Source organism: Corynebacterium senegalense (assembly GCF_900411315.1).
In the GTDB taxonomy this organism is placed as follows: domain Bacteria; phylum Actinomycetota; class Actinomycetes; order Mycobacteriales; family Mycobacteriaceae; genus Corynebacterium; species Corynebacterium senegalense.
In genome coordinates, this window is sequence record NZ_LS990887.1 from 2,219,579 (window position 1) to 2,235,936 (window position 16,358).

Here is a 16,358-nt window from a genome sequence, read left to right on the forward strand (position 1 = left end):
ATGGACACCATGACTAGTACGACCCTTCTCTGGATCATCGTTGCCCTGGTGGCGCTCGTCCTCATCGTCGCGGGCGTGATCGTCGCCGGCAACCGCCGCAAGAAGTCGAAGACGGTGACCTTCGAAAAGAAGGAGGAGCCGAAGGAGCTGACCCAGCAGGATAAGTCTGGCAACTACCAGGCCACGGGCGGATTCAACTTCGCTCCCGCGGCCGCCCAGCCCGATCTCGTCCGCCGCGACGGCAGCACCGTCGCATCCAAGGCTGATGAGGCGCCCAAGGTCGCGGAGACGCCGAAGGAGCCCGTCGCCCCGGACGACCCCGAGTTCGAGGCCGCGTCCGCGCCGGTAGAGCCTGAGGTTGCGGAGCTGGTTGAGAAGGTGGAGCCGGTAGAGCCCGCTAAGCCTGCCGAGCCGGCGGAGCCCCAGGCGGAGCCGGCTGAGGAGGTTGAGCCCGTAGAGCCCGCTCAGCCCACCGAACCCGCGCAGGACCAGGCAGCGGAGCCGGTTGAGGAGGTGGAGCCTGTAGAGCCCGCGGACGTCGATAAGCAGCGTGCCGTGGAGGAGGAAGCCGAGGAGGCCGCCGAGGCCGCTGCTGTGACCGCGGAGGCGGCCGACGAGGCGCTCCGCGAGGGGGCCGAGCCGTCGGAGGACGCGGTTGTGGCGGAGCCCGAGCCGGGCGAGCCCCTCGATGAGATTGAGCCGGCCGCGGGGCGCATCGGCAAGCTGCGCGGGCGCCTGTCCCGCTCGCAGAACGCGATTGGCCAGGGGCTTCTCGGCATCCTCACCGCGGGCGACCTCGACGAGGACGCTTGGGAGGAGATCGAGGACACCCTCATCATGGCGGACCTCGGCGCGCAGCTGACCATGAAGGTGACCGACAGCCTGCGCGAGAAGATCGCCGAGCGTGGCGTGACCTCCGAGGCCGAGGCCCGGGCGATGCTGCGCGAGACCCTCATCGAGGCCGCGCGGCCCGAGATGGACCGCTCCATCAAGGCCATGCCTAACGACGGCAAACCCGCCGTCATCCTTGTTGTCGGCGTCAACGGCACCGGCAAGACCACCACGACCGGCAAGCTGGCGCGAGTCCTCGTCTCGATGGGGCACTCCGTGGTTCTCGGCGCCGCTGACACCTTCCGCGCGGCTGCGGCGGATCAGCTGGAAACCTGGGGGCGCCGCGTGGGTGCCTCCACCGTGCGCGGCAAGGAGGGTGCGGACCCGGCGGCCGTGGCCTTCGATGCAGTCGCCACCGGCGTGGACCAGGGCGCGGACGTGGTCCTGGTGGACACCGCGGGCCGCCTGCACACCGCGACCGGCCTGATGGACCAGCTGGGCAAGGTCAAGAGGGTCGTGGAGAAGAAGACCCATGTTGACGAGGTTTTGCTTGTTCTCGACGCGACGGTCGGGCAGAACGGCATCACGCAGGCGAGGGTTTTCCGGGACGTTGTGGACATCACTGGCGTGGTGCTGACCAAGCTGGACGGCACCGCGAAGGGCGGCATTGTCTTCCAGGTCCAGGAAGAACTGGGTGTGCCCGTCAAGCTCGTCGGCCTCGGCGAGGGCGCGGATGATCTGGCTCCCTTCGAGGTAGAGAGCTTCGTCGACGCCTTGCTCGGGTAGTTCGTTTGTGGTGTAGGCCCTGCCGTTCGGTGGGGCCTACATTGCGTTGGCCAGCGGTTCGTCGGCCGTGGTATCGAGGGGGTCGGGGTAGGGAGGCTCGTGCGGGTCCGGTTCGGGTGGGAGCCAGGAGGTGTCGGGCTGGGGCGCAAAGTCGAAGGTGAGGCCGTATTCCCGTTCCAGTGCGCGGATCCCGGTGAGGCATTCTTCGAGGTCTCCGGTTTCGTCGTAGGTGTCACACAAGGTGTGGCAGGCGGCGTGGAAGCGCTCCACGGTGGCCCGTTCGTGGCGCTCCTGGGCGAGGCTGACCGCCCAGCGGGGGTTGGTGGGGGTTGTGTGGTGGCGGATGATGGAGTCTGTGGCGGCGGTGGTCCAGGTGCCGTTGGGGAAGAGCCAGATGATGTCTCCAGTGTGGGGATCGGGGATGTAGAAGGCGCGCTTGTCTGTTTTCGTGTTGTGGTGGTGTTGGCACAGGGGATACAGATTGGCGGGAGTAGTGGGTCCGCCCTGGTCGTGGGGGATGCGGTGATCGAGCTGACAGCGGTGGGCCGGCTGGTGGCAGTCGGGGTAGATGCACGTGGGGTTGCGGGCGTGGATGTAGGCGGCCATGGCGTCGGTGGGTCGATAGGCGTCGGTGTGCGCCTCGCTGGCTGCGTCGAGATTGATGGTGCGGGGCGGACTGGCGTCGTAGATGCGGTGAAGTGTTTCGAGGTCATCGGCGGTTGCGGGGCCGAAGCCGGGGATGTGTGGGGTCTGGCCGGGAGTGGTGGGGGTGTAGAGGTAGATCACGGGTTGTACCGCGGGGGTGATGTCGCCAGCGAGGAGCTTGATGATGGCGTCGGGCAGAGAGAGCTTGTGGTGGCGGGCGGTCGCGGTCAGGTGTGCGCGGATTCCCGCCATGGTGGCGTTGTTGGTGGTGAGCGTGAGTTCGCCGAGGGGCTGGCCGTTGATGTTGATGGGATAGATGCTGGCCTGCGTGGCGGTGGGGATGGAACGCTTCTTTCGCGCGACGGGGTCGAAGTTGACCGATGCGTCGATGGTGGCAATCAGGCGGCGCAGGCGGCGGGTGATCGCCCAGATGGTCGGCAACGGGCGCGTCGGGTGGGTGGGGGAGAGCATGTCGCTGAGCATGGCGTCGATAGTCTGCCAGACTTCTTCGGAGGTATCGGCGGGCAGGACGTTGAGGGTGCGGTCGATGGCATTGAGGCGAGGGATGTCCAGGTGTTTGTGGCGGTTGTGCAGTTCCCGTAATTGGGGCAGGTCGCGCAAGCGCGCGTAGGCGAAGATGCCGTTTTCGACGTAGCTTTTGCCCCGCCGGGTGAGCAGCATCGTTTCGGTGGTGATCTCTTCGACGTCACCGTCGAGGATGTCGTCGTCGGGGTCGGCGAAGCGGCGGAAGATGAGGTGCTCGCCGTCGATGATGAGTTGTGCCCCCGCCAGGCGCGGGTCAGTGCGCTGGTCCATGTATATGTCCCCCTTGTTTTCCTGCTTTTATTATATCGAACATATGAACGGCTCGAAAGACCAAGCAATGGAAAAATGCGCAAAAGTACCGTACGTAGTTTCGACTCTCCCGCGCCCACAAAAACCCGCAGCCGGTCCATGAAAGACGCACGACTACCCACCATGTGATGTGCATCTCAATTAATCGACGGGTATTCCCAAGGTTTTGGTTGTCGTTCTACGGTTTAGGGGATTGAAAACAATCGAACGATAGATAGATAATGCGAAAGAGGTGATGGCGGTGACTGCAGATCAACTTGCGGCATCAGGAAATGCGAGCTGGATACTCGTATCGGCGTCCCTGGTCTTGCTCATGACACCGGCGCTCGCACTGTTCTACGGCGGGATGTCCTCGCGCCGCAGCGTGCTCAACATGATGATGATGTCCTTCACGGCGCTGGGGATCATCACGGTCGTATACATCCTCTGGGGTTGGTCGATGTCCTACGGCACCCAGTCGCTGGCCGGGGTGGTGGCCAATCCCTTCGAGTTCTTCGGGCTGAGGAACGCGGTCATGGACGCCAACGGAAACTACGTCGCCGGCGCGAACGGTTACCCGGCGATCATCGACGTCGGCTTCCAGCTCACCTTCGCCGCCATCACCGCGGCCATCATCTCGGGTGCGATCGCCAGCCGCGTGAAGATCGGCGCGTGGGTGCTGTTCGCGGGCGTGTGGTCCACCCTCGTGTACTTCCCCCTCGCCCACATGGTGTGGGGTGGCGGCCTTCTCAGCCATCACGAACACTCCATCGCGGCGTGGATGTACGGCACCGAGAACGGCGAGGCGCGCATCGCGCCGATCGACTTCGCCGGCGGCACCGTCGTGCACATCTCCGCGGGTACCGCCGCTCTGGTGCTCGCGGTGGTGATTGGGCGTCGTCAAGGCTTCCCGAAGTCCAACTCCAGGCCCCACAACCTGCCGATGGTGATGCTCGGCGCGGCGCTTCTGTGGTTCGGATGGTTCGGCTTCAACGGCGGCTCCGCCTTCGCGGCAGACGGGCTCGCGGGCCTGGCCTGGGTCAACACCACGGCTTCCGCGGCCGCGGCGATGCTCGGCTGGCTCGCCATCGAGAAGCTTCGCGACGGCTACGCCACCTCCCTCGGCGCATCCTCGGGCGTGGTCGCCGGGCTCGTGGCAATCACGCCGGCCGCCGGGGCTCTCTCGCCGGTGTCCTCACTGGCCCTCGGTTTCATCGGGGGAGTGCTGGCCTGCTACGGCGTCGGCCTGAAATACAGGTTCAATTACGACGATTCGCTCGACGTCGTCGGTGTCCACCTCGTCGCCGGCGTGTGGGGCACGATCGGGCTGGCGTTCTTCTCCGCGGGCAACGGCATCTTCACCGGCGGTGGCGCGGACGGCTGGCGTCTCCTAGTCGTGCAGACCGTCATCGCACTCGCCGCCATGGTCTTCGCCGGTGTCCTCACCCTTCTCATCGCGCTGGCAATCAAGTACACCATCGGCTGGCGCGTGAGCCGCGAGCAAGAGTTCGACGGTGTCGACTACTCCGTCCACCGCGAGACGGGCTACGACCTCGGCGGGCCCGGGATGCGCCCGGGCGGGGTCCCGGCGGGAAACAAGTCCGCAGCCGAGCTCGGCCTCAACGAGGCCCGCGAGCCGCACGGCGAGGAAGCGAAGCGCCGTTCCGCGCGCCCGGTGCCGCAAGGTAAGGTTTCCGCCAAGAAAGCGTCGGCCCCGGCCGCCGCGACGCAAGGAGGGAGTGGAGAATGAAACTCATCACCGCAGTGGTCAAACCGTTCACCGTCAGCGACATCCGCGAGGCCCTCGACGGCGTCGGCGTGCACGGCATCACAGTGACCGAGGTGCAGGGGGCGGGCAGGCAGATCGCCAGCGTCGAGTACTACCGCGGGGCGAAGTACTCCTCCGCCTTCGTCACCAAGGCGAAGATCGAGGTGCTCGTCACCGACGAGCAGGCCGACGACGCCCTCGACGCCATCGTCGGCGCCGCCTACACCGGCGAGATCGGCGACGGGAAGGTGTGGGTCAGCGACGTCTGCAAGGTCATCCGCGTGCGCACGGGGGAGACCGACCACGACGCGATCTGATCGGGTGGATGTGCCCGCCGAGCGGCGCACGCGCTAGGCTGTAGCGAGTTGATTTCACGCTCGTTTCAGCCCCGAACAAGCAGCAAAGGGAGTGCCCACCGTGTTTGAGTCTCTGTCCGACCGCCTACAAACAGCCTTGGGGGGCCTGCGCGGCAAGGGCAAGCTCACCGAGGCGGACATCAACGCCACCGCCCGCGAGATCCGCATCGCGCTGCTCGAGGCGGACGTGTCGCTGCCGGTGGTGCGCGCCTTCATCAAGCGCGTCAAGGAGCGCGCGCTCGGCGCCGACGTCTCGGCGGCTCTCAACCCAGCGCAGCAGGTGATCAAGATCGTCGACGAGGAGCTCACCAACATCCTCGGCGGCGAGACGAGGCGCCTCCACCTGGCCAAGAACCCGCCGACCGTCATCATGCTCGCCGGCCTGCAGGGTGCCGGTAAGACGACCCTGGCCGGCAAGCTGGCCAAGCACCTGGAGAAGCAGGGCCACACCCCGGTCCTCGTCGCATGCGACCTGCAGCGCCCCGGCGCCGTCCAGCAGCTCCAGATCGTCGGGGAGCGCGCCGGCGTGCCCACCTTCGCGCCGGACCCGGGTACGTCCACGGACTCCTACGGCCACGAGATGGGGACCTCCCACGGCGACCCGGTTGACGTCGCCAAGCGTGGCGTCGAATACGCGCGGCAGAACAAGAACGACGTGGTCATCATCGATACCGCCGGCCGCCTCGGCATCGACGAGACCCTGATGACCCAGGCGCGCAACATCCGCGATGCCGTCAACCCCGACGAGGTCCTCTTCGTCATCGACGCGATGATCGGCCAGGACGCGGTGAGCACCGCGCAGGCCTTCGCCGACGGCGTCGACTTCACCGGTGTCGTCCTGACCAAGCTCGACGGCGACGCCCGCGGCGGTGCCGCCCTGTCCATCCGCGAGGTCACCGGCAAGCCGATCCTGTTCGCCTCCACCGGCGAGAAGCTCGACGACTTCGACGTCTTCCACCCCGACCGCATGTCCAGCCGCATCCTCGGCATGGGCGACCTGCTCTCCCTCATCGAGCAGGCGGAGACCGTCTTCGACGAAAAGGAGGCGGAAAAGGCCGCCTCGCGCCTCGGTTCCGGCGAGCTGACGCTCGAGGACTTCCTCAACCAGCTGCTCATGGTGCGCCGCATGGGGCCCATCGGCAACCTGCTGAAGATGATGCCTGGCGGCAAGGCCATGAACGAGATGGCCGACATGGTCGACGAGAAGCAGCTCGACCGCATCCAGGCGATCATCCGCGGCATGACCCCCGCCGAGCGCGAGGACCCGAAGATCCTCAACGCATCGCGCCGCAAGCGCATCGCCAACGGCTCCGGCGTCTCCGTCTCCGAGGTCAACCAGCTGGTCGAGCGCTTCTTCGAGGCCAAGAAGATGATGGGGCAGATGGCCAGCCAGTTCGGCATGCCCGGCATGCCCGGCGTGGGCGGGGGCCGCTCCGCCACGAAGAAGAAGCCCAAGGGGCGCAAGACCAAGAGCGGCAAGCGCAAGCCCGCGAAACGCCGCAACCCGGGCATGCCGCAGATGCCCGGCGGGATGCCCGGAATGCCCCCGATGCCGGGCGGGATGCCCGACATGAACGAGCTGAAGAAGCTCCAGGGCGAGATGGGTCAAATGGGTCAGACGGGTCAGATGCCCCCGGGGATGGAGGGCCTCGACCTGAACAACCTCGACTTCAACCAGGCGATGAAGAACCTGGGCAAGAAGCGCAAGTAGCTGGACCGGCGGCCCGCTCCCTCAGCCCTACTCGGGCAGGGGAGCGGGCTTTTTGCTGTAGACGGTGCCGAGGTCGTCGAAAATCGGCTCGATGACCTCCCACAGAAGGGGCGCCAGCGTCGCGGCGTAGGCGTTGGAAATGTGGTTCTGGTCGCGGTAGACGGAAACATTGCCTATCGACGGCGGACACGTCGTGCCCGGGCAGTACCAGCCCGCCGTGTCCGCCCCCCACTGCTTGCCCGTGCCGTCGAGGTAGAGCGCGGCCGGGTCGGCCGGACCGTACACGAGCTCGGCCGCCATGGAGCAGTCCTCTTCGTTCGCGCCGCTGACCAGGCACAGGTTCGGATCCATGTGGTCGCCCTCGGGGGTGAAGATCCACGGGTTGTCGCGCAGCCCGAGGAAGGGGATGCCGTAGTCGGCCAGTTCCGCCCAGACCTCGCGGTAGCTTTCCGGCACCTCGTCGACGCTCAGCTTGGCCCCGCCCGCGCGGCCGCCGGGCCGGGTGGAGGTGGAGATGACCAGGTCGGGGTCCAAAGTCTCGATCGCGTCGAGGGCGTTGCGGGACCACTCGGCGCACACGTCGGAGACGACGTCGTCGTAGCGCACGACGATGGGGCACTCCTGCCGCACCATTGGGACCACACGGAACCCGTGCTGCCTGCCCAGGATGTCCAGGGGGACCCCGAGCGGCTCGACGTGCGAGCCGCCGGCGAGAACGACCGTGGTCGAGGCCGCCGCGTCGCCGTAGACGCACTCGGGCCCCGGCATGTCGTCGGCGCCCTGGGTCATGAAGACCATGCAGCCGTCGACCCCGATCGGCGGGTAAATGCTGGAGACGATGCCGGGGTCCGGCAGCGGGGGAAGATCCGGTACCTCCGCCCCGCGCAGCGCCATGGCGCCGGGGTAGCGGTAGGGGTCGAGGGGCCCGTCTGATTCCACGACGCGCTGGTGCCAGTACGGCTGCACCGCCAGCACCGCGGCGGCGAGCCCCGCGATGACGACGCCCCCCGCCGCGCGGCCGGCTCCTTCCCTGGTGCGCAGGCTTTGGCGCGCCCCGTCCACGGGTGCGTCCCCGGCGGAGGGGCGCTTCCTGTGCTGCCGCAGCGGCTGCTCCACCAGCTGGTGGGTGGCGTGGGCGAGGGCGAGGGAGACCGCGATCACCGCGAGCCCGGCCCAGTACGGAGGCGTGTCGTAGCCGCCGAGGACCGAGACGAGGATGAGCAGCGGCCAGTGCCACAGATACAGGGAATAGGCCGTCTCGCCGAGCCACGTGGCCGGACGGGAGGCGAGCGCCGCGGACACGGGGTTGTCGTTGCCGCTGAGGATCACCAGCGCGGCTCCTGTCAGCGGCAGGAGCGTCAGGGGGCCGGGGAAGGCGAGCGAGGTGGGGATGACAACGCCGGTCAGGGCGATCATCGCCAGGCCCGTCCCGGCGGTCCAGCCCGCCCACCTGCGGGGGATGCGCACCGTGGAGGGCAGCAGCGCGAGCAGGCCGCCCAGCGTGAGCTCCCAGGCGCGGGAGAACGTTGAGTAGTAGTTCGCGGCCGTGCCGACGAGGCCGTAGCGCGAGGCCCAGAGGAAGGAGGCGACGGTTACCGTTGCGAGCACGACTGCCGCCGCCCTGCGGGCAGTTCGCGTGGCCAGGCCGCCGCGCGAGGTGACCCAGGCCAGGGCCACGCCAAGGAGGATGCCCGCCAGGTAGAACTGGCTCTGCACACTCATCGACCACAAGTGCTGCAGCGGCGACGTGCCCTGACCGGCGGCCGCGTAGTCCGCCTCCTGTCGGAGCAGCTCCCAGTTCTGGTAGTAGAGCAGGGAGGCGGTGAACTGGCGGGCCAGCTCGGTGTTCATCAGGCCCGGCGTGAGCGTGAACACCAGCGCGGCCGTCGCCGCGATGACCACGGCCAGCGCGGGGACGAGGCGGCGCAGCGTCCGCCAGATCGGCCACCAGGGGTTGAGGTTGGGCCCGGGGCGCAGCGCGTAGCGCAGCTGCGAGCCGAGGAAGAAGTACCCCGACAGCAGCAGGAATACGTCGACGCCGCCGGAGACCCTGCCGACGAAGACGTGGAAGATGACTACGAGCGCGATGGCGATACCGCGCAGCCCGTCGAGGTCGACCCGGTAGGAGCTCGCTCGCTGCTGCGGTGTGGAACCGCCCATGGGGACGAACCTCGCTTCTCTTTTTTCTGGACTGCCGCTTCTCCCGTCCGGCGCTCATCGTTCGCGCCGGAAGACGTCTCACGACCATACCCAGCGCGCGACGGGCTTGGTTAATTTCAGGTGAATCGGCTGCCCGCGTGCCCCGGAGGGATTTGGCTGGCGCCCACCGCCCGGGTAGTGTAATGCGGGTTGTGTGCCGGTTGCCGCGAGGCGTGCCAGCGTGCCACACGATCATTCTGCGTAAGCGCCGGGTCCGTCCCACTGGTCGGCCGGCCTGTCACGCGCAGGTAAAAGAAGAAGGGTTGAACCGGCCCGCCGATCCGCGGCGGGTGTCTGAACTGCCCAGTGACTCACGAAGGAACTTTCATGGCTGTCAAGATCAAGCTCCAGCGTCTCGGCAAGATCCGCAACGCACAGTACCGCGTCGTCATCGCCGATGCCCGCGCCCGCCGCGACGGCAAGGTCATCGAGAACATCGGCATCTACCACCCGAAGGAAGAGCCCTCGCTCATCCGCATCGATTCCGAGCGCGCCCAGTACTGGCTCGGCGTCGGCGCCCAGCCGACCGAGCCCGTCCTCGCCCTGCTGAAGATCACCGGCGACTGGCAGAAGCACAAGGGCCTTGAGGGCGCCGAGGGCACCCTTAAGGTTGCCGAGGAGAAGCCGTCCAAGCTCGAGCTGTTCAACAAGGCCCTCGAGGAAGCCAACAACGGCCCGTCCGCCGAGGCCATCACCGAGAAGCGCAAGAAGGCCAAGGAGGAGGCGGAGGCCAAGGCCGCTGCCGAGGCCGAGGCTGCCGCCGCCGCCGAGGCTGCTGAGGCTGAGGCTGCCGAGTCTGAGTCCGCCGACGCCGAGGCATCCGAGGAGAACTAAGGCAGAAGCCTTACTGGCCTCTGCGATCCCGGTTCCCGCACCACGAGCATCCGCTCGGCGGGGCCGGGATTTTTGCTGTCTGCGGAGGCGGCCGTGTCGGGCCCGCCTGCTACTGTGTACGCCCATGGAGCTACTGATTGGCAAGGTCGTGAAGTCCCACGGGATCAGGGGAGAGGTGGCCGTCGAGGTCTTCACGGACGAGCCCGACGTCCGCTTCGCAGTCGGGGAGGTGCTGCACGGCAAGCAGGCGGGCAAGAAGCGCGACCTGACGGTCAAGACCTGCCGGCCGCACCAGAAGCGCCTCCTGCTCAGCTTCGAGGAGGTCCCCGACCGGACGGCCGCGGACAGCCTCCGCGGCATGCAGTTCTTCGCCGCCCCGCTCGAGCGCGAGGAGGAATCCGAGGAGTACTACGACCACGAGCTGATCAGCCTGAAGGTGATCCACGAGGGCGAGCAGGTCGGCGAGGTAACCGGGGTGATGGACACCCCGAACCGCAAGATCCTCGAGATCGACTACGCGGGCCGCGAGGTCCTCGTTCCCTTCGTCATCGACTTCGTCCCCGAGATCGACCTGGATGGCGGCACCCTGACCATCACCCCGCCCGAGGGGCTGCTCGATGTCTAGCCCGCGGCTGCGCCTGGACGTCATCACCATCTTCCCCGAGTACCTCGAGCCGCTGCGCCACGCGCTGCTCGGCAAGGCGATCGAGCAGGGCATCGTCGAGGTCGGGGTCCACGACCTGCGCGACTGGGCCACCGGCAACCACAAGTCCGTCGACGCGCCCCCGCTCGGCGGCGGCCCCGGCATGGTGATGAAGCCCGAGGTGTGGGGCCCGGCGCTCGACGACGTCGCCGCCGGCCGCTCCGGCCGCGCCCTCGACTCCGCCGCCCTGCACCGCAACGACCGGCCGCGCCACGACGACGTCGAATCCGTCGCCCCGCGCCCCTACGCCGACTCGGGGGAGGACCGCGCGCGGCCCCTGCTCCTCGTGCCCAGCCCGGCAGGCGCGCCGTTCACGCAGGCGGACGCCCGCGCGTGGTCGCGCGAGGAGCACATCGTGGTGGCCTGCGGGCGCTACGAGGGCATCGACCAGCGCGTCTTCGAGGACGCGGAGAAGCGCTACCGGGTGCGCGAGGTCTCCATCGGCGACTACGTGCTCATCGGCGGCGAGGTCGCGGCGCTGGTGATCGCCGAGGCCGTCACGAGGCTCATCCCGGGGGTCCTCGGCAACACGGAGAGCCACGAGGAGGACAGCTTCTCCGACGGCCTGCTCGAGGGCCCGTCCTACACCCGGCCGCGCTCCTGGCGCGGGCTCGACGCCCCCGAGGTCCTGTTCTCCGGCGACCACGCCAGGGTGCGGCGGTGGCGGCGCGACCAGTCGCTCCTGCGTACCCGCCGGGTGCGCCCGGAGCTGCTGGACGCCGTCGAGCTCGACGAGGACGACGTCTTTGCGCTGCACGGCCGGGACGTGGTGACCACCCTGCGCGGGGAGGTGCCCCGGGGGCGGGAGGGGGACGTCGTCAAGCGGATGCGCCGCGCGCTGCGCAAGGCGGGCTACCGCGACCCGGAGGTGACCCTCGGGGAGGGCGAGGTGACGGTCCGCGGGCGCACCGCGCTCGGCTGCGAGGAGGCCACCGCCGCCGTCGCGCGGACGGCGGGGATGAAGGGGCACTGGGAGGGGAGCACGGTCGAGGCGGGCTAAAGTTACACGAATGACATTCATCGCAGGCACCATCGCGAAAGAACTCGGGGTGGCGGACAAGCAGGTGGCGGCGGCGCTCGAGCTGCTCGCCGCCGGCAACACCGTCCCCTTCATCTCCCGCTACCGCAAGGAGGCCACGGGCGGGCTCGACGACGCCCAGCTGCGCCACATCGAGGAGCGCAACGCGTACCTCACCGAGCTCGCCGAGCGCAAGGAGGCGGTGCTCGCCGCCATCGAGGAGCAGGGAAAACTCACCGACGAGCTGCGCCGCCAGATCGCCGAGGCCGACACCAAGGCCCGCGTGGAGGACCTCTACCTGCCCTTCAAGAAGCGCCGCAAGACCAAGGCCGACATCGCGCGCGAGGCGGGGCTCGAGGAGCTCACGCAGTTGCTTGTCGACGACCCCTCCGCCGACCCGGAGGCCCTCGCCAGCCGCTTCACCACCGAGGGCTTCGCGGATGAGAAGGCCGCGCTCGAGGGCGCCCGCGCCATCCTCGTCGACCGCTTCACCACGGACGCCGACCTGGTCGGCGAAGTCCGCGAGCGCTTCTACTCCACCGGCACGATGAAGGCCTCCGCCGTGGAGGGCAAGGAGACCGAGGGCGCGAAGTTCCGCGATTACTTCGACTTCTCCGAGCCGTTTTCCTCCCTTCCCAGCCACCGCATCCTCGCGCTGCTGCGCGGTGAGTCGGAGGGCGTGCTCACCCTCGACCTCGACCCGGGGGAGGACGCCGTCTACGAGGGCATGATCGCCGGGCGTTTCGACCTCGACGTTCACACCAGCGCCTGGCTGGCCAAGGCGGTGCGGTGGGGCTGGCGCACCAAGCTGCAGGTCTCCTCCAACCTGGACACGCGCACCCGCCTGCGGGAGAAGGCGGAGCAGGGTGCGCTCGAGGTGTTCACCACCAACCTGCGCGACGTGCTGCTCGCCGCGCCCGCCGGCCAGCGCGCGACGCTGGCGCTCGATCCGGGCTACCGCAACGGGGTGAAGTGCGCCGTCGTCGACGGCACCGGCAAGGTGCTGGGCACCACGATCGTCTACCCGCACCAGCCGCAGAACCGCTGGTCCGAGGCCGTCAAGGAGCTGTCCTCGCTGGCGGCCACCCACGGCGTCGAGCTGATCGCGGTGGGCAACGGCACCGCCTCGCGCGAGTCGGAGAAGCTCGCGGGCGAAGTCGCGGACCTCATCGCCGCGGCCGGCGGCGCGCGGCCCACGCCCGTCGTGGTCTCCGAGTCCGGGGCGTCCGTCTACTCCGCCTCCGAGATCGCCGCGGCCGAGTTTCCGGACATGGACGTCTCGCTGCGCTCGGCTGTCTCCATCGCCCGCCGCCTGCAGGACCCGCTGGCGGAGCTGGTGAAGGTGGACCCGAAGTCTATTGGGGTGGGGCAGTACCAGCACGACGTGAACCAGGCGGCCCTTGCCCACGCGCTCGACGCGGTGGTCGAGGACGCCGTCAACGCCGTCGGCGTGGACCTCAACACCGCGTCCGTCCCGCTGCTCGAGCGCGTTGCCGGCGTCTCGCCGACAATCGCGAAGAACATCGTCGATTACCGCGACGAGAAGGGCTCGTTCACCACCCGCAAGGAGCTGGGCAAGGTGGCCCGCCTCGGCCCCAAGGCCTTCGAGCAGTCGGCCGGATTCCTGCGCATCCGCGGCGGGTCGAACCCCCTCGACGCCTCCGCGGTGCACCCCGAGGCCTACCCGGTGGTCGAGCGCATCGCCGCCGCGACCGGGCTGGCCACCGTCGAGCTGATCGGCAACACGCAGGTCCTGACCCGCCTCGACCCGGCGCAGTTCGCCGACGAGACCTTCGGCGTGCCCACCGTCACCGACATCATCGCCGAGCTGGACAAGCCTGGGCGCGACCCGCGTCCCGAGTTTGTCACCGCGACCTTTAAGGAAGGGGTGGAGAAGGTTTCCGACCTCACCCCGGGGATGATCCTCGAGGGCACCGTGACCAACGTCGCCGCCTTCGGCGCTTTCGTCGACGTCGGGGTGCACCAGGACGGGCTCGTCCACGTCTCCGCCATGAGCGAGAAGTTCGTCTCCGACCCCCACGACGTCGTCCGCTCCGGCCAGGTGGTCAAGGTGAAGGTCATGGACGTCGACGTGGAGCGCCAGCGCATCGGGCTGAGCCTCAGGCTCAGCGACGAGCCGGGCACCCCGGCCCCCAAGGGCGGTGGGCGCGGCCAGGGGAGGGACGCCGGAAACGCCGCGGGGAAGAAGGGGCGCGGGGGAGGGCGTCGACAAGCGGGAGGCTCCATGGCTGACGCCCTGAAGAAGGCCGGATTTGGTAACTGACCGGCGCCTATGTAAAATCGCACAGGTTGTTGTAGGAGACATGAACCAGCCGAGCGCCCCGCAGGGGAAAAGCCGCTAGGGTCCTCTGTCCTTAAACGTAAAGGATTGCTTAGATGAGCAACGGCATTATTGACCTTGTTGACGCAGGCCAGCTGCGCGACGACATCCCCGACTTCCGCCCCGGCGACACCCTGGGCGTTCACGTCAAGGTTATCGAGGGCTCCGTCACCCGTACCCAGCTCTTCGAGGGCTTCGTCGTCCGCCGCCAGGGCGGCGGCATCCGCGAGACCTTCACCGCCCGCAAGGTCTCCTTCGGCATCGGCGTCGAGCGCACCTTCCCGGTCCACTCCCCGAACATCGAGAAGATCGAGGTCCTGCGCAAGGGCGACGTCCGCCGCGCCAAGCTGTACTACATGCGCGAGCTGCGCGGCAAGGCCGCCCGCATCAAGGAGCGCCGCTAGTCTTCAGCGCCGGAAAGCCCCGCACTCCACGCCGGAGTGCGGGGCGTTCGCGCGTCCGGGGGCCGTGTCGCGGCGCGGTGCTAGAGTGTTGCGGGTGACGAATCAGAACCGCCCGACCACAGGGCCGACCGCAGCGCCGGCCGACCCCGCCTACACCGTCGACGGGGCCGAGGGCCGCGACGAAGCGAAGACGATGCCCTGGTACCTCGAGGTGCCGCTGGTCATTGCCCTGACGCTGGTGTTCATCTTCCTCATCCAGACCTTCATCGGGCGCGTCTACGTGATCCCCTCCGCCTCGATGGAGCCCACCCTGCACGGGCAGAACGGCAAGGGCGACCGCATCGCGGTGGAGAAGATCAGCTACTACTTCTCCGACCCCGAGCCCGGCGACGTCATCGTCTTCGAGGGCACCGACTCCTGGAACACCCAGTACCAGTCCAACCGCTCCACCAACCCCCTCATCGCGGGGCTGCAGCAGGTCGGCTCCTGGGCGGGCGTCGTGCCCCCGGACGAGAACGACCTGGTCAAGCGCGTCATCGCCACCGGCGGGCAGACCGTGTCCTGCCAGGAGGGCGACTCGGCGGTGATGGTTGACGGCGCGCCGATCGACCAGTCCTACATCCTGCAGCCGAACTTCTACCCGGTCGACCCGGAGACCGGCTCCGACGCCTGCGGCGGCCAGTACTTCGGCCCCGTCACGGTGCCCGAGGGCCACTACTTCATGATGGGCGACAACCGCACCAACTCCCTCGACTCCCGCTACCACCTCGGCGACGAGTTCCAGGGCACGATTCCCAGGGAGAACGTGCGCGGCAAGGTCGCCGCCGTCGTCTTCCCGCTGGGCAGGATGGGCGGGGTCGCGGACCCGGACATCCAGGGCTAAGTGCGCCGCCTGAAACAGCTGCGCACCTACGAGGTCGCCCTGCACAAGGCCGGACTCGGCCCCGTCGCGGGCATCGATGAGGCCGGCCGCGGCGCCTGCTTCGGCCCCGTCACCGTCGCGGCCTGCGTCCTGCCCCCGCAGCCCCTCGCGGCGCTCGACGGGCTGACCGACTCCAAGAAGCTCAGCCCGAAACGGCGCGAGGAGCTTTTCGACGCCATCTCCGCCCACGCCCTCGCCACCGCCGTCATCCACGTCAGCGCCGCGGAGATCGACCGCCGGGGCATCCAGGCGGCCAACCTCGACGGGGCGAGGCGCGCTGTGGCGTCGTTAAGCAAGCGCCCCGGCTACGTGCTTGTCGACGCCTTCCGCGTGCCCGGCCTGACCGCGCCGCAGCTGCCGATCATCGGCGGGGACTACACCGCCCGCTGCATCGCCGCGGCCAGCGTCCTGGCGAAGGTGAGCCGCGACCGGCTGGTGCGGGAGATGGCGCGCGACTACCCGGTCTACGGCCTGGAGGGCCACAAGGGCTACGGGACGGCCGCCCACATGGCTGCGGTGCGCCGCCACGGCGCGAGCCCGCATCATCGTTATAGTTATGCCAACGTGAAATCCGCCCACGAGGAATTCGAGAGGTCACTATGAGCGCTGAAGATCTGGACAACTACGAGGCCGAGGTAGAGCTCTCCCTGTACCGCGAGTACCGGGACGTGGTTAGCCAGTTCTCTTACGTCGTCGAGACCGACCGCCGCTTCTACCTGGCCAACGCCGTCGAGCTGATCCCGCACAGCGAGGGCAAGGACGTCTACTACGAGGTCCGGATGTCGGACTGCTGGGTGTGGGACATGTACCGGGCGGTGCGCTTCGTGCGCTACGTCCGCGTGATCACCTACAAGGACGTCAACATCGAGGAGCTGGACAAACCGGACCTGACCTTCCCGGAGCGCTAGGGGCTCTCTGCTTCGTGGGCGGCGTGTGCCGCCCCTTTTTTGTGTTCCGGGGGAACTGTTCGGGGCTCGGGGCAGTCCAATAGTGGGACAGTTTTTGT

At 68.3% G+C, this 16,358-nt stretch carries 14 protein-coding genes; 12 read left to right on the forward strand and 2 right to left on the reverse strand.

All coding sequences use genetic code 11. The features are described 5' to 3' along the window. The first annotated feature begins 9 nt into the window (after nt 1–9). A complete protein-coding gene (gene ftsY, locus DYZ02_RS10765; protein ID WP_425451027.1) occupies nt 10–1,617 on the forward strand; it encodes a signal recognition particle-docking protein FtsY in 1,608 nt (535 codons plus the stop codon). A gap of 36 nt (nt 1,618–1,653) precedes the next feature. Here ftsY and DYZ02_RS10770 read toward each other — a convergent pair whose 3' ends face one another. After that, nucleotides 1,654–3,078, reverse strand: coding sequence for an HNH endonuclease signature motif containing protein (locus DYZ02_RS10770; protein WP_115686246.1), 1,425 nt, complete (start codon nt 3,076–3,078; stop codon nt 1,654–1,656). Nucleotides 3,079–3,358: 280 nt separating this feature from the next. Between DYZ02_RS10770 and DYZ02_RS10775 the strand changes: the two genes are divergently transcribed. The 3 genes from DYZ02_RS10775 (at nt 3,359) to ffh (ending at nt 6,931) form a co-directional block, all read left to right on the forward strand. Continuing rightward, nucleotides 3,359–4,846, forward strand: coding sequence for an ammonium transporter (locus DYZ02_RS10775; protein WP_115686474.1), 1,488 nt, complete (start codon nt 3,359–3,361; stop codon nt 4,844–4,846). Then, entirely contained in the window at nt 4,843–5,181 is a 339-nt protein-coding gene (locus DYZ02_RS10780; protein WP_115686247.1) for a P-II family nitrogen regulator, read from the forward strand. Before DYZ02_RS10775 ends, DYZ02_RS10780 begins: the two co-directional genes overlap by 4 nt. A 100-nt stretch (nt 5,182–5,281) precedes the next feature. Then, a complete protein-coding gene (gene ffh / locus DYZ02_RS10785; RefSeq protein ID WP_115686248.1) occupies nt 5,282–6,931 on the forward strand; it encodes a signal recognition particle protein in 1,650 nt (549 codons plus the stop codon). Nucleotides 6,932–6,958: 27 nt separating this feature from the next. Here ffh and DYZ02_RS10790 read toward each other — a convergent pair whose 3' ends face one another. Next, nucleotides 6,959–9,091 carry an acyltransferase family protein gene (locus DYZ02_RS10790; RefSeq protein WP_115686249.1) on the reverse strand — a complete coding sequence of 711 codons (2,133 nt, stop codon included), beginning with the start codon at nt 9,089–9,091 and terminating at the stop codon, nt 6,959–6,961. A gap of 366 nt (nt 9,092–9,457) precedes the next feature. On the opposite strand from DYZ02_RS10790, the gene rpsP reads away from it, so the two are divergent. The 8 genes from rpsP to DYZ02_RS10830 all read left to right on the forward strand — a co-directional run bounded on the left by rpsP (nt 9,458) and on the right by DYZ02_RS10830 (nt 16,260). Further along, nucleotides 9,458–9,964 (forward strand): 30S ribosomal protein S16, encoded by a 507-nt coding sequence (rpsP, locus tag DYZ02_RS10795; RefSeq protein WP_115686250.1) that lies wholly within the window; start codon nt 9,458–9,460, stop codon nt 9,962–9,964. Between the two features lie 124 nt (nt 9,965–10,088). Further along, nucleotides 10,089–10,589 (forward strand): ribosome maturation factor RimM, encoded by a 501-nt coding sequence (rimM, locus tag DYZ02_RS10800; RefSeq protein ID WP_115686251.1) that lies wholly within the window; start codon nt 10,089–10,091, stop codon nt 10,587–10,589. Further along, entirely contained in the window at nt 10,582–11,667 is a 1,086-nt protein-coding gene (gene trmD, locus DYZ02_RS10805) for a tRNA (guanosine(37)-N1)-methyltransferase TrmD (RefSeq protein WP_115686252.1), read from the forward strand. Before rimM ends, trmD begins: the two co-directional genes overlap by 8 nt. A 10-nt stretch (nt 11,668–11,677) precedes the next feature. Then, the gene (locus DYZ02_RS10810) at nt 11,678–13,969 is read left to right on the forward strand and encodes a Tex family protein (RefSeq protein ID WP_115686253.1); all 2,292 of its coding nucleotides are present in this window, start codon (nt 11,678–11,680) and stop codon (nt 13,967–13,969) included. A gap of 113 nt (nt 13,970–14,082) precedes the next feature. Continuing rightward, nucleotides 14,083–14,430, forward strand: coding sequence for a 50S ribosomal protein L19 (gene rplS, locus DYZ02_RS10815; protein ID WP_115686254.1), 348 nt, complete (start codon nt 14,083–14,085; stop codon nt 14,428–14,430). A gap of 64 nt (nt 14,431–14,494) precedes the next feature. Further along, nucleotides 14,495–15,313 carry a signal peptidase I gene (gene lepB, locus DYZ02_RS10820; RefSeq protein ID WP_425451028.1) on the forward strand — a complete coding sequence of 273 codons (819 nt, stop codon included), beginning with the start codon at nt 14,495–14,497 and terminating at the stop codon, nt 15,311–15,313. Continuing rightward, the gene (locus DYZ02_RS10825; protein WP_115686255.1) at nt 15,314–15,955 is read left to right on the forward strand and encodes a ribonuclease HII; all 642 of its coding nucleotides are present in this window, start codon (nt 15,314–15,316) and stop codon (nt 15,953–15,955) included. It abuts the gene before it with no gap. Next, nucleotides 15,952–16,260, forward strand: a complete 309-nt coding sequence (locus DYZ02_RS10830; protein ID WP_115686256.1) for a DUF2469 domain-containing protein — start codon at nt 15,952–15,954, stop codon at nt 16,258–16,260. The genes DYZ02_RS10825 and DYZ02_RS10830 overlap by 4 nt, the downstream gene beginning before the upstream one ends. Nucleotides 16,261–16,358: the final 98 nt, after the last annotated feature.

What these genes read in the sequence shown, in the direction of transcription:
- DYZ02_RS10770 (WP_115686246.1), bottom strand. Translation starts at nt 3,078, where the DNA reads ATGGACCAGCGCACTGACCCGCGCCTGGCGGGGGCACAACTCATCATC.
- DYZ02_RS10780 (WP_115686247.1), top strand. Translation starts at nt 4,843, where the DNA reads ATGAAACTCATCACCGCAGTGGTCAAACCGTTCACCGTCAGCGACATC.
- rimM (WP_115686251.1), top strand. Translation starts at nt 10,089, where the DNA reads ATGGAGCTACTGATTGGCAAGGTCGTGAAGTCCCACGGGATCAGGGGA.
- DYZ02_RS10810 (WP_115686253.1), top strand. Translation starts at nt 11,678, where the DNA reads ATGACATTCATCGCAGGCACCATCGCGAAAGAACTCGGGGTGGCGGAC.
- trmD (WP_115686252.1), top strand. Translation starts at nt 10,582, where the DNA reads ATGTCTAGCCCGCGGCTGCGCCTGGACGTCATCACCATCTTCCCCGAG.
- DYZ02_RS10790 (WP_115686249.1), bottom strand. Translation starts at nt 9,091, where the DNA reads ATGGGCGGTTCCACACCGCAGCAGCGAGCGAGCTCCTACCGGGTCGAC.
- ftsY (WP_425451027.1), top strand. Translation starts at nt 10, where the DNA reads ATGACTAGTACGACCCTTCTCTGGATCATCGTTGCCCTGGTGGCGCTC.
- DYZ02_RS10830 (WP_115686256.1), top strand. Translation starts at nt 15,952, where the DNA reads ATGAGCGCTGAAGATCTGGACAACTACGAGGCCGAGGTAGAGCTCTCC.
- rplS (WP_115686254.1), top strand. Translation starts at nt 14,083, where the DNA reads ATGAGCAACGGCATTATTGACCTTGTTGACGCAGGCCAGCTGCGCGAC.
- rpsP (WP_115686250.1), top strand. Translation starts at nt 9,458, where the DNA reads ATGGCTGTCAAGATCAAGCTCCAGCGTCTCGGCAAGATCCGCAACGCA.